The sequence below is a fragment of the Lysinibacillus sp. CTST325 genome (genome assembly GCF_054665055.1).
Map to the genome: position 1 here is coordinate 278,281 of NZ_BAAFHO010000004.1, position 15,633 is coordinate 293,913.

Consider the following 15,633-nt stretch of genomic DNA (forward strand, 5'->3'; position numbering starts at 1 on the left):
CTCTTTTAACTATACGAATGAAGCTAATTTTGGATAAATTTCTGCCACATTATCTCGAAGCTTGGCTTTCAAAAACTTTCCAACTGATGTTTTTGGAATTTCATCTAAAAATACCACATCATCTGGTACCCACCATTTCGCAAATTGACTTTCTAAAAATGCCAGAAGTTCCTCATCACTTGCTGACATTCCTTCCTTCAATACTACACAAGCTAGCGGGCGTTCTTGCCATTTGACATGCGGAATTGCAATAACCGCTGCTTCCAAAACAGCATCATGGGTCATTAACGCATTTTCTAAATCCACTGAGGAGATCCACTCCCCACCCGATTTAATTAAATCCTTTGTACGATCCGTTATTTTAATAAATCCATCCTCTGTTCGTACCGCAATGTCCCCTGTATATAACCAACCGTCTCGATACGCATCATTTGTACGTTCATCACGATAGTACTCGTGTGAAATCCATGGACCTCGCAAGCGTAACTCACCCATCGTCTCTCCATCCCATGGTACTTCTCCTTTGTCATTAACAATGCTCGATTCAATACCAGCCATTGTCATTCCTTGCATTGCTCGCGATTCAATCTGCTTTTCAATTGGCCATTCATCCATCCAAGACATATAATTTGATAACGCTACAATCGGCGTTGTTTCAGTCATTCCATACACCACGATATATGGAATGCCATACTGCTCTTCAAATGTACGAATAAGTCGAGTAGGTGAAGCAGAGCCACCACAACAAATAGCTCTTAGCGAACTAATATCTCGCTCACGCTTCTCTTGTTCCTGCAACGCACCAATCCAAATGGTCGGCACCCCAGCTGTTAATGTAATCTTCTCCTGCTCCACTAAATCTAAAATGATTGCCGATGTGAATTGTGGACCAGGCAATACTTGTGTAGCACCCACATTGACACTTGCAAACGGTAAGCCCCATGCATTTGCATGAAACATTGGTACAATCGGCATCACGACATCACGTTCAGAAATGCCCATTGAATCAGACATACTCAGCATCATACTATGTAGCACTAAACCTCGATGTGAATAAACAACCCCTTTTGGATTTCCTGTTGTAGCACTTGTATAGCACATGCCAGCAGGCTCCTCTTCCCCTATATCTTCTGGGAACTGATAGTTTTCATCTGCTGCTGCTAATAAATCCTCATATGATAATGCATTCGGTAATGTCGTTTCTGGCAAAGTATCTTCATCCGTCATAATAATATAATGTTTCACTGTCTTAAGCTCGGGTGCAATGTTTTCTATAATTGGTAGCAAATCCACATCAATCATTAAAATTTCATCTTCTGCATGATTAATAATATAAATTAAATGCTCTTCTGATAAACGAATATTCACCATGTGCAAAACAGCACCAGAACACGGTACCGCAAAATAAGCCTCTAAGTGGCGATGCTGGTTCCAGGCAAAGGAGCCAATTTTCATTCCTCTTGTCATCCCCAACTTTGTAAGCGCATCTGCTAAGCGACGTGTTCTTTTCGCCCATTCTCCATATGTTAAGCGGTGAATCTTCTGTGGGCTCGTCCGTGAAATAATAGTCTTTCTAGCAAAATAGCTTTCTGCTCGTTTAAAAAAGTTTGTTAATACTAACGGCGTCTGCATCATCTAAACCATCCATCCCTTCGTCTTGTGAACTCCCTTTTTTACCTTTGTGAAATATTAATAGAAACATTTTAACTGAATACTATTAATATTCTGAATATGATTATATTGCAAAATCACAAAATATGCTATATATTCCAATAATTTTCTTTTTATTGTTAACTTTTTCTAAAATAATAATAAATGAAAATAAAAAGAGATGAAGAAAACTAAATTGTTTTCTTCATCCCTGTTGTTGAAAAACTATTGTAAATCTATTTCGCTTTCGCACAGACAAACCTTTGTTGCTAATGTTCGTTTTAACACTATAAATTAGAGTAACACAATAAAAGATACACGCTATGTGAAGTGGTTGATTGGAGTGGAGGATGGGCGACTCCTTGGGGATCAGCAATAGAGGAACGAAGGCTAAAACCATCACGTCCTGTGATAACGCCTTCGTGACCAACATCGTGTTGGCCCGAGACCCTGGAGCGAGCAACGCGAGTGAAGCGGCTCATCGGACGCCCCCAGGAAAGCGCCCAGCCGTAACGGAAATCAACCACACGTTTTGCCGAAGGGTCATACTTTATTGTGCCATAGCATTCACAAAGATTCCCTTAACCTTTTTGTTTTCCAACACAAAAAGATGAAGAAAATTATATTGTTTTCTTCATCCGCTTTTAGGAATTTTTATTTATGAACAAGCTTTTGTCTGTAGTTTGATTTTTAATTTATCTAGCATATCAACTGTCATTTTTGCTAGATCATACTGTGCTTTAAAGCCCCATTCTTTTTGTGCCGCTTCTATATTTAAAGAATCGGGCCAGCTATCTGCTATCGCTTGACGTACTGGATCTACATTATAATCCATACGGAAATGTGGCAAATGCTTTTTAATTTCCGCCGCAATTTCAGATGGCTCGAAGCTCATTGCAGTGATATTAAAAGCATTGCGATGTATTAGTTTGCTACTATCAGCTTCCATTAAATCTACAATAGCTTGCAATGCATCTGGCATGTACATCATGTCCATGTACGTACCTTCTTGAATATAAGAGGTATACTTCCCTTGCTTGATCGCCTCATAAAAGATCTCTACTGCATAGTCTGTCGTACCACCGCCTGGAGGAGTTACGTATGAAATTAACCCCGGGAAGCGTACACCGCGAGTATCTACACCAAAACGATTGAAATAATAATCACATAACAGCTCACCAGCAACTTTATTTACCCCATACATTGTTGTTGGACGCTGTAATGTATCCTGTGGTGTATTGTCCTTCGGTGTCGATGGACCGAACGCACCTATTGAGCTCGGCGTAAAAAATTGCAAGCTTAACTCACGGGAGACCTCCAACGCATTCATTAAACCACCCATATTTAAATTCCACGCCAGCAAAGGATTTTTTTCTGCTGTTGCTGATAATAACGCCGCTAAATGCATCATTGTATCTGCACCAAAATCCTTCGCTAAATCATGCATTCTTTGTCCATCCGTCACGTCCAATACTTCAAATGGACCTTTAGAATGCTCAAGCTTCCGAATATCTGTCGCTAATACATTGTCCTCTCCATAAATACTACGAAGTTTTTCTACGAGCTCAGAACCTATTTGACCTAGTGCTCCTGTAACCATTATCTTTTCCATTTCTCCAAACCTCCACCTGCGAACAGTTGTACTTTCCGAAAGTACAATATTTTATAAATAAACATTGATTTAATAACACTTCTGATGAATTTCATTATAATGTGTTCATATTAAAAATACAACCACAATATTTTTAATTTTTAAAAACAGAGCGTAAAATCCTTTATTATCAGTATATGAGGCCTATAAAATATTGTGCTAGAAAAACCACCGAAATACATATGTACGTCTCAAAAAGACATTTATAAGCAGTATTAAATTTGTTTGATACTAGTCCAAAAAAAAGAACCTTCTTTGCATTCAAAGAAAGGTCCGTTTGTTCATGTTAAATTGAGAAACGCTTTACGGCTATTTGTAAAACTTTTGATACTTTATGTAGCTCTTTAATATAATCATGGAATTGCTGCTGTGCGGTTAATTGATCGGCTGTTAAAGTAGCTACATGTTTAGTGGATGCTGCATTCGTATCAGAAAATGATGTTAACATTACCGCATCTTCACTCACCTTTTCCGTATGGTTGGCAATTTCTTGAATGGTTGCAGATACTTCCATTATATATGGCTTCATTGTATGTACTTTTTCTAAAATTTGATCGAAGCTTGTTGCCGTATCTCCTGTAACCTGCACACCCTTTTCAGTTGCGACTAATACACCCTCCATCATTTGCACAGCATAGTTAGAATCTAAATGAATATTTTGCACAATGGACGTAATCGTTTGGGTTGAATGAACTGTTTGCTCTGCAAGCTTGCGAACTTCATTGGCCACCACCGCAAATCCTTTACCATGCTCCCCTGCTCTAGCAGCCTCAATAGATGCATTTAAGGCTAGGAGGTTTGTTTGCGCGGTAATTTTTTCAATCACTTCAATCATTTGATCGATTGTAGCTGCTCTCTCTACAAGATTAAAAATGGCTGTATTCGATTTTTCAACTGCAAGTTTAATAGCCTGTATTTGAGTTAAATTCGCCTGTACAATTTCCGTACCACTTTCTGCATCACGCGCAGTTTTATGAGCAAAATTTTCAACAACGTGCACTTTTTCTAAAATTACTTGTACACCATTTAGCACTTCCTCTAGAGATGCTGTATTGGAGGCTAATTTTTTAGTAGAGGCAGCAGTTGAATCTGAAATAGACTGCACATCCTTTGCAATTTTGTGCGTCGTATTAGACGATTGTTCGGAGGATTCCTGCAGTTTCCCAGTCATTTCTTCAACCTCGTGTGCACTATTTGAAACTGTATGAAGTAGTCTTTTTACCTCTGTTGCCATCTGATTGTAAGACAATACTACCTCGCCAAGCTCATCTTGCGCCACATAACTGGCATTCGCTGTGAAATCACCCTGCTCTGCACGCTTTAATAATGACTTCAATTGACGTGTTGGTATATTTACAGCTTTTGCTGCTATAAATCCTATACAAATTACTAACAAAACAACTAATAAACATACTCCCCCTAATAGCCAATAACCAAATTGCACATCTTTCTGGTATGCCTGTTGCTGTTCCTTAGCTCTCTGAACCAAATAGCTTTGAGTTTCTTCTAATAATGAATGACTTTGCTGGCTTACAGGTAAATAAGACTGACCATAAAATTGTTGCTGTTCATTTTGGCCCAATTGTTTATAGTTATTAATCAATTCTACCTGCTGTGCTAGTAAGGTCTTAAATTTTTTCATCTGATGGTTCATCTTTTTATCGATTTCTAGACTTTCTAAATGATTTAAAGGCTGCTCAGCGTTTTTTAAAATGACAGTCATTTCTTGATAAGCTCCGGCTGAATCCACTAAATAATCTAATTGTCGTTGTGATTCCTCTAGTTCATTTAACCATCCAATCGGTACAAGTCCTTCAGTATAACTTTCACTGGCATGCCATGACATTTTCCGTAAATAATCAACACTAAAAATACCTAGCAATACATTTGATAGTACACAAACAATCATCAGTATAAGTAACTTGTCCTTCACCATTATGTATCGAAAAAAATGCATCATCTTTGGCTCCTTCTCCCACTCTTACCAATAATGATAGTATGAAGATATAAAGCCAGTGTTATGTTTTTGTAAAGATTGTACGAAGAGTTGTGAAATTAATCCCATTACTCCTAATATAATAGGCGCATATTCCCCTCGGAGGTAACGTGATATTAGTCCTCATTAAATACCTTCAGGAACATACCCGTTCGATTCGGAAATTACCTCCACATTATGGTGAAAAGCTTCACTTTCCCCGTAACCTTCCACTGCTTTACTTCTGTACATAAATCAATCAAACGTCACCTTGGTAATCCTACGAATTCACTCATATAGCATCAAATGTAAAATTAACAAAATAGTAAAATTGGTTTATAATTTAAAATAATCATAATAATCATTTATCTTGCAACCTTCTGTATTTCCAATCGTTGTCTATTAATAGTTCAGTAAAAAGGAGGTGTTTGAATGTTACAGTTTAATAAATTACAGTTCAATAAATTAGATAAAAGTTTAGTCATTAGCTTGTCTTTGCTCGGAATTATTAGTTGTCTCTTTGTTCATTCCAGTAGTACGGTGTTTGAGCAGTATACAAGCTCGTTTATTATAAAGCAGTTTTTTTATTACCTAATTGGATTTTTAATTATGTACGGGGTAGCAACACTTGATATTGAGCAACTAAAAAAGATTGGCTGGCCATTTTATTGGGCGATGGTCTTGTTAACATTTGGCTTATTTATTGCACCCGAAAGTATAGCTCGGACTGTCAATGAGGCAAAACGTTGGTATCAAATCCCAGTGTTAGGATCTATTCAGCCGTCAGAGTTTTTAAAGTTTGCGTTTTTAATCGTTGTCAGTAAGGTCGTTGTTGCACATCGAGAGAAATATGAGCGCCCAACCTTTTTAACGGATATGCGACTACTTTTAATCATTGCTCTTATCACCCTTCCACCTACGCTTGCTGTTTACAAGCAACCTGATACAGGCATGGTCATGCTCTATATGTCGATGATTGTACCGATGATTTTCTTTTCAGGTGTACAAAAAAAATTACTTATAATCTTTACAGCCATTCCGGTATCAATTCTCAGCGTTGTGGTTATTCTTTATGTAAAATTTAATGATTTTTTTACAGATGAAATTTTAAATAAATTATCAGGACATCAAATTTCTCGTATTTATGGCTGGTTGCAGCCTCATGAATATCCGGACTCATCTTATCAAACAAGGCAAGGATTTTCGGCAATTGGTTCAGGGCAGTTTACCGGAAAAGGTTACATGAACAATGATGTCTATGTTGTGGAAAAGCATACCGATTTCATTTTCGCCAACATTGCTGAAGAGCTCGGGTTCATTGGAGCGGCATTTGTTATTACGCTTCTATTTTTTGTTATTTACCGTATTGTTCTCATTACAGTAGAAGCAAAGGACCCATTTATGACGCTGATGGGAGCAGGTATTGCAAGTTTATTAGCCTTCCAAATTACACAAAATATCGGTATGACAATTGGACTTTTACCTGTAACAGGTATGACATTGCCATTTTTAAGCTATGGCGGTAGTTCCCTCATATCAAATTTCATGTTAATGGGTATTGTGATGATTATCTTTAATTCTTATAGCGGCTACATGTTTAAAACAACTAAAGAATAGGTGAAGGTGTGTATGAATGATACTTTAAAAAAGAGAATTTTATTATTACTATTTCTGGCAGGAGTTATTTTGTTCATACTCATAGTGCGCCTCGCCTTTCTAATGCTGTAAAATACTCAAACAGCTGTCTCAAAAGTTTTACTACAACTTTTGAGACAGCTTTTCATTTAAATTTTATGAATACTATCAATGACAACTTTTAATATTGTATCAAGATCCTCTTGTACAATATTAAGTGGTGGAGATAATGTTAATACGTTATTAAAGCCTGCAACAGTTGCACCGTTTTTCCCAATGATGACACCCTGCGCTTTACATGCCGCAATAACAGCATTTACTTTATCTACTGGTAAAGGCTCCTTCGATGTTTTATCTGAAACTAACTCGATGCCAATTAATAAACCTTTGCCTCGAACATTCCCAACATTCGGGTGATTACTCAATGCTTGCTGAAGTGCTTGCAGAGTAGTAGCTCCAACCTCACTAGATCTTTCAAATAATGCTTCTTGCTGAAGAATCTCAATATTTTTCAATGCGACCGCACATGCGACTGGTGATCCGCCAAATGTATTGACATGACGGAAATAACCGTATGCATCAGACTCGGTAAATGCCTCATAAATTTCCCGTTTTACCGCTGTAGCTGATAATGGTAAATAGGCACTTGTAATTCCTTTTGCCATTGTAATAATGTCTGGTTTTACACCGTAATTCATAAATCCAAATGGCTTACCTGTTCGACCAAAGCCACAAATTACTTCGTCTACAATCATTAATGCTCCATGCTTTTTACACACTTCTTCAATGCCCCTTAAATAATTTTCCGGAGGCATGATGACGCCCCCGCCCGTAATAATCGGCTCTAAAATCATTGCGGCTACTGTTTCACTGAGCTCCCACGTCATCGTCTTATCTACAGCCTTGACGCTTGCTAAGTCTGTTGGGGCAAGTGTATCACTTTCATGTTCTCGGTATTGATCAGGTGGTGCTACATGGATAAAGCCAGGAGATAGTGGCTCATATTTATATTTTCGTTCCGCTTGCCCTGTCGCAGCCAATGCTCCAAAAGAACTTCCGTGATATGCACGGTAGCGAGAAATAATTTTATAACGAGAATTTTCCCCTTTTTGTTGATGATACTGACGTGCCATTTTAAACGCAGTTTCATTAGCCTCTGATCCACTATTAGAGAAGAAAATAACATAATCTCCACCAAGCATCTCATTAATCTTTTCAGCCAGTTCAACTGCTGGTAAATGTCCCTGCGATAAAGGAGCATATGCATTTTTCATCATTTGCTCATGTGCAACATCTGCTAATTCTTTGCGACCATAGCCTACATTTACACACCACAATCCCGCCATTGCATCGATGTATTCAACGCCATCTGTATCAACAATCCTTGCACCATTTGATTTTTCTACTACATATGTTGCTTGTGGATTGTAGGGTTTCATTGAATGCCAGACATATTGTTCATCTTTCTTTAAAATATCACTTTTAAGATTTACTTGAACCATATCTATACACCCCTTTATATTTTTTCACTTATTCACATCGTTATTACTTGGGAACGCAAATGAACTTGTCGTATCCTCTGTTTCATCTGGCCAGCGTTCAGAAATTGTTTTCGCTTTCGTAAAGAATCGCGCTTGGTCTGGTCCAAACATATGCCCTTCACCAAACTTGGAGCGCTTCCATCCTCCAAAATTGTGATAGCCAACTGGAATCGGAATCGGAACATTAACGCCTACCATACCTACTTCAATTTCTTCTTGGAATTTGCGCGCTGCCGAACCGCTTCCCGTAAACATTGTGACACCATTTCCAAGTTCATGATCATTAATTAAATCAATAGCTTCTTGTAAAGTTTCAACGCCTACAACAATACGTGCAGGGCCAAAAACTTCCTCTTTAAAAATAGTCATTTCTCGAGTTACATTATTTAACAATGTCGGACCAAGATAAAAGCCTTTCGACGTTTCGCATATTTTCGGATTTCGACCGTCCGTTACAACATTAGCCCCTTCTGCAATAGCACCGTCGATATATCGAAGAATGGTATCTTTTGATTGCTGCGTAATAACTGGGCCAAAGTCTACCTCGTCATCTGTATATGGACCAACCTTTAATTTTAAAATTTTCTCTTTTAATATCTCTGTAAAGCGTTGTTCAGTATCTTTCCCGACGACGATTGCTCCTGAAATAGCCATACAACGTTGAGACGCCGCTCCATAGGCTGCACCTAAAAAGGCATTAGCTGTTTGCTCTAGGTTTGCATCTGGCATGACGATCATAAAGTTCTTTCCGCCACCAAATGCCGCGACTCGCTTATTATGCTTCGTTCCTGTTTGGTAAATATACTCCGCAACAGGTGTTGATCCAACAAATGAAATTGCTTGTATCTCTTTATTTTCTAGCAGTTCATTAACCGCCTCTTTATCACCATTTATAACTGTCCAAATCCCATCTGGCAGTCCTGCCTCTTTCCATAAGTTACTTAAATATAAGGCTGACATTGGCACGCGCTCAGACGGTTTTAATATAACTGCATTCCCTACCGCAACTGCCATACTTGTAATCGCCAGTGGAACCATAACTGGGAAATTAAATGGAGCAATTGTTGCCACAACTCCAAGTGGTGCTTTTGCAGAAAAGGCATTAATATCGCCGCCTACATTTACCGAGTATTCCCCTTTCAGCATTTGTGGGGCACTTATTGCCATATCTACGGATTCAATGCCACGAACAATTTCGCCCTTAGCATCTTCCTTCGTCTTCCCACTTTCCTCACAAATTATTTTGATAAGCTCATCTTGTCTTTCAACTACTAACTGACGGAAACGATGCAAAACCTCAACCCGTTTACCAATCGATGTCTTTTTCCATGCAGGGAAACCCGCCTTCGCTTGCTGGATAGCCTGCTTCACCTCATCTCTAGTCGCTAACGGAACTTGCGCAATGACCTCTCCTGTTGTTGGATTATAAACTTCCGAGTAACGGCCACTAGTACCTGCTGTTTCAACACCATTGATAAAATGTGATAGCGTTTTCACTTTTTGCTGAACTGTCATAATTTCCCCACTCCTTATTTATCGTTATTCAAAATCCAATTCTTCCTTTTGAAAAATAGAACTTGCTTCCTCTACTCGGTTTGACGACTTTTTCCTTTGTGTAATTAAATAGAAAATCATCACGACCGCCACTACAATACAGGTAAATAAAATTTGTGAACGCATCGATTCAATAAAGAACATGGCGATCAGTAATGCTGTTGTAGCTACTATTGTGAAATACGTTAAATACGGGAATAACCACATTTTCACTTTTAATAGTTCAGGATTTTCCCTCTCAATTTTCCGTCGCATTTTTAATTGTGAAAAAGCAATGATTAAGTAAAGAATCAACGTGATTGCACTACATGAACTAAGTAAAAACATAAATACTTTATCTGGTGAAACATAGTTCATAATAACGGCGATATAAGAGAAAAATGTCGCTGTTAATATGGCATTAACAGGTGCTCCCTTTTTATTTAATTTCAAAAATGCTTTCGGGGCCTCCCCCTTCTCCGCTAAAGAAAATACCATTCGAGATGTAGCGTAAAGCGCAGAGTTTAAGCACGATAAAACCGCTGTTAAGACAACAAAATTCATGATTTGCGCAGCTGCAGGAATGCCGATGTAATCCAATACTGCTACATAGGGACTCGTTAAAATACTTAAGGAATGCCAAGGTAATAATGTGACAACTACCGTTATCGACCCAACGTAGAAAATCAAAATACGCCAAGTAATTGAATTTGTAGCTTTTGTCACCGCTGCTAACGGTTCGTCAGATTCCCCTGCTGCAATGGCAACAATTTCTGTGCCCATAAAGGAGAATATAACAATGACTACACCCATCAGGACAGCACCAAATCCATTCGGTAAAAAGCCACCCTCACCGATTAAATTGGCAGTACCTACCGCATCAAAATTAGGTGCGATACCAAAGATAATAAATGCACCAAGTGCTAGGAAAACTATAATACTTGAAACCTTAATAAGAGAGAACCAATATTCAAATTCACCAAAAGCTTTTACGGAAAGAACATTTGTTAAAGTAAGTGCTACCGTTAATAAAAGACTTAGTAGCCATAAAGGAATGCCATCATACCAATATTGAATAATCGCCGCTGCTGCCGTTGCCTCTAAAGCAATTGCAACAACCCAGAAAAACCAATATAACCACCCAATCATAAAACCAGCCCACGGACCAATTGCTTCATGTGCATAATGCGCAAAAGATCCACTTGTTGGATTAACAGCTGCCATTTCCCCAAGCATTCGCATGACAAGAATAACGATAATACCCGCAAAAATATAAGATAAAATTGCGCCTGGGCCAGCTAAGTTTATTACTGAGCCACTTCCCATAAATAGACCGGCTCCGATAACCCCCGCAATAGCGATCATCGTCATATGCCTTTTCTTTAACCCTCTCTGTAAATGCGTCTGTTGCTCCATATCTGTTCACCTCTTTTAATCAATTATGCCTCGGCATAATTGCCGCTGACGCTTCGCTTTCGCGCAGATAAACAATGCGTCCGGAATCGGCTTTGTGCATGTACAAAGCACTCCTTTCCGATTTCCGTGACAACCGCCGGAGGCTTTAGGCCAACACGAAGTTGGTCACTCAGTCGTTGCCACAGGACGTGGCGTTCTTAGACGGAGTTCCTCTATTTCAGCGGATGTTGGACACCTGCTGAAAAAAGTTAAATTGGATTACCGCTTACAAAAATTTTACATGTTACATAGAAACGAAGTAATAGACAGACTGTAAAATTCTATGCATTTGTTTTATACATAATGTAAAATAGACTAAACATTCTCAAAATATGATATTTCGGTTTATTTTAGCGAAAATAATACATCAATAAGAAAACTAGAAAGTGATCTATGTTAAAAGGAAGGAGGATAAAGATGAGTCAATTTAAGCTTCAAGTGAAGGATGTGTTAGAAAATACATACTTTCAAAGTGCGGAGGTCGTAGCTGGTGAGGATGGATTATTACGCATTGTTAAGTGGGCTCATGTCATCGAAATTATACAAGTAGATAATTTTCTAGCTGGTGATGAATTGATTTTAACAACAGGGATAAGCCTTCAGCATAGCATAGAGGATTTTATCTTTTTCGTAGAGTCAATAATCCAAAAAAATTGCGCTGCATTGTGCATTGAATATGGGAGTTACATACAAACCATCCCAGAAGTGATTGTAACTCTTGCTAACCGTCACAACTTCCCAATTATCGTTTTTCATGACACCGTTCCTTTTGTCCGTATTACACAGGATTTACATAGTCAAATTATGAACCAACAATATTTAATGATCTCTACTTTAGAATCCTACTCTCAAACATTAAATAAAAACGCTCTATTAGGGCAGACCGCAGAAGAAGTCTTACAAAATATGTATCATAAATTAAAGACACAAATTATCTTTTCTATTAAAGGTCGAGAGCCTATCTTTTTCCCAAACATCCCGCATCATAAGCGCCAACAACTTTTAACGATAAAAAAATCAGCGCCAGTATTTAAAAATGAACCCATCTTTATTTTTGATCAGCATTATGCAGATTTAACGCTCTATAGAGAGGATGGTCTATTCTCAGAATTCGAATTACTTATTTTAGACCGTACAGCTACTGCGTTAGCGCAGCTGTTAATGAGAGAATTTTATATTGAAGAGAAAAGGGACATTGAGGATGCCTCTATTTTAGCGGATTGGATCGATCAAAAACTATCGAAAGAGGAAATTTATAAATTTATCGTAACCCATCATTCTAACTATAAACTTACTAGCGGAGCCGTTTTTATTTTAGCAACTCCTAATGCAGTCTCTAAGGTGCAAGAGGATATTGTCTATAGTAAGCTCTACTATCGAAACCTTTTTGAGCAAAATGGATTTGTACCATTTTTATTTGAAAGAAAAAGCTATGTCATTTTTATTTTACTCCATACGAAGGATAGTAAATCGAGTCGCGAAGTATTAAATACGTTAGTTTCTTCCGTCCAGAAAACCGATTTTTATAAAAAACAAATGGCCCAAGGTTATCAAATCACCATTGGCAAAGTCGTTGCAGACGTAGAAGAAATACCAAAGAGCTATCAAACGGCACTCGAAACATTGTATATTTGCAGTAAAGTACAAACAACATCTTATTTTTACGATGATTTACATCTGTATCACCTCATCTATAAATTACAGATGCAAGTCAATTTACAGGAAGTAATTCAAGATTATTTACAGCCTGTTATTGAATATGACAAAAAATATAACAGTAAGCTATTAGAAACTCTGCAGGTTTACTTACAAACGAATGGCTCCAAACAACAAACAGCCAATCAACTATTCATCGTACGCCAAACACTCTACCATCGTTTAAAAAAGCTTGAAAGTCTCTTAGGGGAAAATTTCATGAAAGGCCATAATCGGATTACACTTGAATTTATGTTACTTGCTAATTCTTTAATTGAGGAGAAAAATTAATTTCTTAGTTGTTGATTGAGTTACCGGCGTTGTTGGAGGGGTTTACCGGCGTTGTTCTTAGGTTTATCGGCGATGTTTGCAAGTTTATCGGCGATGTTCACGGGTTTATCAGCGATGTTCGCGAGTTTATCGGCGTTGTTCACGGGTTTATCAGCGATGTTCGCGAGTTTATCGGCGTTGTTCGCGAGTTTATCAGCGATGTTCGCGAGTTTATCAGCGATGTTCGCGAGTTTATCGGCGATGTTCGCGAGTTTATCGGCGATGTTCGCGAGTTTATCGGCGATGTTCGCGAGTTTATCGGCGATGTTCGCGAGTTTATCGGCGATGTTCTCCTGGTTATCAGCGATGTTTGCAAGTTTATCGGCGATGTTCTCCTGGTTATCAGCGATGTTTGCAAGTTTATCGGCGATGTTCATCGGTTAAGCACGCTCAAGATGCTATGCTCCTTGAGCGTGCTATCTGATTTTAGTTTTCGGTAACTACTCCGTTGTATAATCCAGGTCTGCGGTCGTCATAAACAGGAATTCGGCCTCTTACTTCATCGACAATCGAAAAGTCCACGTCGATGACAGCTACTTCTTCGTCCTCTGCACCAATCCACAGCACTTCGCCCCATGGTTGAATAATCATTGATTGACCATTGAAGTTTTCTACCTTTCTAGAAATACGATTGACAGCAATCACAAAGCATTGATTTTCAATGGCGCGTGCTTGCAACAATGTTTTCCAATGATCAATACGTGGTGTTGGCCATTGTGCCGGTACGAACAAGACCTTTGCCCCTTCTAAGGCGTGAGCACGTAGCCATTCAGGGAAGCGAATATCGTAGCAAATCACGCCTGCAGCCTCGATCTCTCCAAGGGCAAAGCGATTCATTTCATCCCCCGCTTCTAAATATAAATGCTCGTCCATCAAACGGAACAGATGTGCCTTGTTATATTCACCTACTAACTCACCATTTTTATCAAACGTATACATCGTGTTGTAAAATTTATCGCCCTTCTTCGTTGAAACAGAGCCACCCACAATATGTACGCCAAGCTCTTTCGCTAGTTTTGATAAAAATGCTTTCGAACGCTCTCCATTCACATCTGCAAGCTCTGATAATTTTTCAAGAGCATAGCCTGAATTCCACATTTCTGGTAGTACAATAATTTCTGCACCTTGTTTTGCCGCTTCACGAATCTTGTCTTCAGCGCGAGCAAAATTTTCTTCTACTTTGCCAAAGCCTACGTTTAATTGGATACAACCAATTTTCATTGCTATTCCTCCTCTAGACAGTACTATTCTGTATTTATACTACAATAAATCAACCTTACTTCCATGGTTTAAGCTCAATATTTAGATTAATATTTCACCACTTAATACTTGAACTGCAGAACCTGCAATAGCAACATCTTTTATTTTTGGTGTAACGTACAATAATCCACCACGTTTTGAAAGCTGTTTGCTCACGATACTTTCTTTTGATAATTTTTCACACCAGTAAGGTCCTAGCGCACCATGAGTGGAACCATTTACATGATCCTCATCAATGCCTTGTGCTGGAGAAAAAAATCTTGAGACAATATCAATCCCCTCATCCATAGAACGGCTTGTAATACAAACACCACGTACAGGGAACTGTTTCATCGCAGAAAAATCAGCTTTGAAATCCGCAATATACTCTTCGTGACGTAGCTCCACGATATAATCCAATTCTGTTTTCCCTACATATGTTGGTTTCACACCAAGCCATTCTTCAAGCTCCACAGGACATTCAATCTCTTCTAATCGGTACTTTTGAATTGTTATTTCAACTAGTTCATTCAACCAATTTGCTTGCAAAGGGCCACTTACAGTCTGGAATGTAATTGAAGAATTGACGGGTACAATTCCTTGTTTCCAGAGTAAAAAAGCGCTAGCGATTGTTCCATGTCCACAAATCGGTATTTCCTTTGCTGGCGTAAACCATCTAAGAAAAAAATCATGATCCTTCTTTTGGACAAAAGCTGTTGTTGGCACGGGAATCTCCTGAGCAATTTTCTGCATAATTGACTCAGGTATGGTTGAATCAAGTAAACAGACTGCTGCGGGATTTCCCTTGTAAAGCTCTGTAGTAAAAGCATTGATGATAAAATACGAGACTTTGTTCAATTTTCCTCACCTCATATATTATTAGGCTCTAGACAATTAGTAAAAAAAGTAATACTATTTGCATCATATCT

General features: G+C 38.5%; 12 protein-coding genes. 2 read left to right on the forward strand and 10 right to left on the reverse strand.

Annotation, left to right across the window (positions count from 1 at the left end):
• Positions 1-9: 9 nt before the first annotated feature.
• The 4 genes from ACYQ73_RS12960 to ACYQ73_RS12975 form a co-directional block, all read right to left on the reverse strand.
• Positions 10-1,635 carry a long-chain fatty acid--CoA ligase gene (locus ACYQ73_RS12960; protein ID WP_460012862.1) on the reverse strand — a complete coding sequence of 542 codons (1,626 nt, stop codon included), beginning with the start codon at positions 1,633-1,635 and terminating at the stop codon, positions 10-12.
• A 302-nt stretch (positions 1,636-1,937) separates the two neighbouring features.
• The gene (locus tag ACYQ73_RS12965; protein WP_460012863.1) at positions 1,938-2,132 is read right to left on the reverse strand and encodes a hypothetical protein; all 195 of its coding nucleotides are present in this window, start codon (positions 2,130-2,132) and stop codon (positions 1,938-1,940) included.
• Positions 2,133-2,308: 176 nt separating this feature from the next.
• Entirely contained in the window at positions 2,309-3,262 is a 954-nt protein-coding gene (locus tag ACYQ73_RS12970; protein WP_460012864.1) for an L-threonine 3-dehydrogenase, read from the reverse strand.
• A gap of 325 nt (positions 3,263-3,587) precedes the next feature.
• The gene (locus tag ACYQ73_RS12975) at positions 3,588-5,258 is read right to left on the reverse strand and encodes a methyl-accepting chemotaxis protein (RefSeq protein WP_460012865.1); all 1,671 of its coding nucleotides are present in this window, start codon (positions 5,256-5,258) and stop codon (positions 3,588-3,590) included.
• 450 nt (positions 5,259-5,708) lie between these two features.
• Here ACYQ73_RS12975 and ACYQ73_RS12980 point away from each other — a divergent pair, with 450 nt between their 5' ends.
• Positions 5,709-6,893 (forward strand): FtsW/RodA/SpoVE family cell cycle protein, encoded by a 1,185-nt coding sequence (locus ACYQ73_RS12980; RefSeq protein WP_460012866.1) that lies wholly within the window; start codon positions 5,709-5,711, stop codon positions 6,891-6,893.
• Positions 6,894-7,060: 167 nt separating this feature from the next.
• Here the strand turns inward: ACYQ73_RS12980 and ACYQ73_RS12985 are convergent, their stop codons facing one another.
• Genes ACYQ73_RS12985 through ACYQ73_RS12995 form a run of 3 tightly spaced genes read right to left on the reverse strand, consistent with a single transcriptional unit; the run spans position 7,061 to position 11,401 of the window.
• Entirely contained in the window at positions 7,061-8,413 is a 1,353-nt protein-coding gene (locus ACYQ73_RS12985; protein ID WP_460012867.1) for an aminotransferase, read from the reverse strand.
• Between the two features lie 24 nt (positions 8,414-8,437).
• Positions 8,438-9,967: a CoA-acylating methylmalonate-semialdehyde dehydrogenase gene (locus tag ACYQ73_RS12990; protein WP_460012868.1), complete on the reverse strand. Its 1,530-nt coding sequence runs from the start codon at positions 9,965-9,967 to the stop codon at positions 8,438-8,440.
• 24 nt (positions 9,968-9,991) lie between these two features.
• The gene (locus ACYQ73_RS12995; protein WP_460012869.1) at positions 9,992-11,401 is read right to left on the reverse strand and encodes an amino acid permease; all 1,410 of its coding nucleotides are present in this window, start codon (positions 11,399-11,401) and stop codon (positions 9,992-9,994) included.
• 456 nt (positions 11,402-11,857) lie between these two features.
• On the opposite strand from ACYQ73_RS12995, the gene ACYQ73_RS13000 reads away from it, so the two are divergent.
• Positions 11,858-13,426: a PucR family transcriptional regulator gene (locus ACYQ73_RS13000; protein WP_460012870.1), complete on the forward strand. Its 1,569-nt coding sequence runs from the start codon at positions 11,858-11,860 to the stop codon at positions 13,424-13,426.
• A gap of 20 nt (positions 13,427-13,446) precedes the next feature.
• Here the strand turns inward: ACYQ73_RS13000 and ACYQ73_RS13005 are convergent, their stop codons facing one another.
• From ACYQ73_RS13005 to ACYQ73_RS13015, 3 genes are all read right to left on the reverse strand, one after another.
• Positions 13,447-13,842: a hypothetical protein gene (locus tag ACYQ73_RS13005; RefSeq protein WP_460012871.1), complete on the reverse strand. Its 396-nt coding sequence runs from the start codon at positions 13,840-13,842 to the stop codon at positions 13,447-13,449.
• A gap of 49 nt (positions 13,843-13,891) precedes the next feature.
• A complete protein-coding gene (locus ACYQ73_RS13010) occupies positions 13,892-14,686 on the reverse strand; it encodes a carbon-nitrogen family hydrolase (RefSeq protein ID WP_460012872.1) in 795 nt (264 codons plus the stop codon).
• A gap of 81 nt (positions 14,687-14,767) precedes the next feature.
• The gene (locus ACYQ73_RS13015; RefSeq protein WP_460012873.1) at positions 14,768-15,562 is read right to left on the reverse strand and encodes a PhzF family phenazine biosynthesis protein; all 795 of its coding nucleotides are present in this window, start codon (positions 15,560-15,562) and stop codon (positions 14,768-14,770) included.
• Between the last annotated feature and the right edge of the window lie 71 nt (positions 15,563-15,633).

What these genes read in the sequence shown, in the direction of transcription:
- ACYQ73_RS12980 (WP_460012866.1), top strand. Translation starts at nt 5,709, where the DNA reads ATGTTACAGTTTAATAAATTACAGTTCAATAAATTAGATAAAAGTTTA.
- ACYQ73_RS12965 (WP_460012863.1), bottom strand. Translation starts at nt 2,132, where the DNA reads ATGAGCCGCTTCACTCGCGTTGCTCGCTCCAGGGTCTCGGGCCAACAC.
- ACYQ73_RS12960 (WP_460012862.1), bottom strand. Translation starts at nt 1,635, where the DNA reads ATGATGCAGACGCCGTTAGTATTAACAAACTTTTTTAAACGAGCAGAA.
- ACYQ73_RS13010 (WP_460012872.1), bottom strand. Translation starts at nt 14,686, where the DNA reads ATGAAAATTGGTTGTATCCAATTAAACGTAGGCTTTGGCAAAGTAGAA.
- ACYQ73_RS13000 (WP_460012870.1), top strand. Translation starts at nt 11,858, where the DNA reads ATGAGTCAATTTAAGCTTCAAGTGAAGGATGTGTTAGAAAATACATAC.
- ACYQ73_RS13005 (WP_460012871.1), bottom strand. Translation starts at nt 13,842, where the DNA reads ATGAACATCGCCGATAAACTTGCAAACATCGCTGATAACCAGGAGAAC.
- ACYQ73_RS12990 (WP_460012868.1), bottom strand. Translation starts at nt 9,967, where the DNA reads ATGACAGTTCAGCAAAAAGTGAAAACGCTATCACATTTTATCAATGGT.
- ACYQ73_RS12985 (WP_460012867.1), bottom strand. Translation starts at nt 8,413, where the DNA reads ATGGTTCAAGTAAATCTTAAAAGTGATATTTTAAAGAAAGATGAACAA.
- ACYQ73_RS12975 (WP_460012865.1), bottom strand. Translation starts at nt 5,258, where the DNA reads ATGCATTTTTTTCGATACATAATGGTGAAGGACAAGTTACTTATACTG.
- ACYQ73_RS12995 (WP_460012869.1), bottom strand. Translation starts at nt 11,401, where the DNA reads ATGGAGCAACAGACGCATTTACAGAGAGGGTTAAAGAAAAGGCATATG.
- ACYQ73_RS12970 (WP_460012864.1), bottom strand. Translation starts at nt 3,262, where the DNA reads ATGGAAAAGATAATGGTTACAGGAGCACTAGGTCAAATAGGTTCTGAG.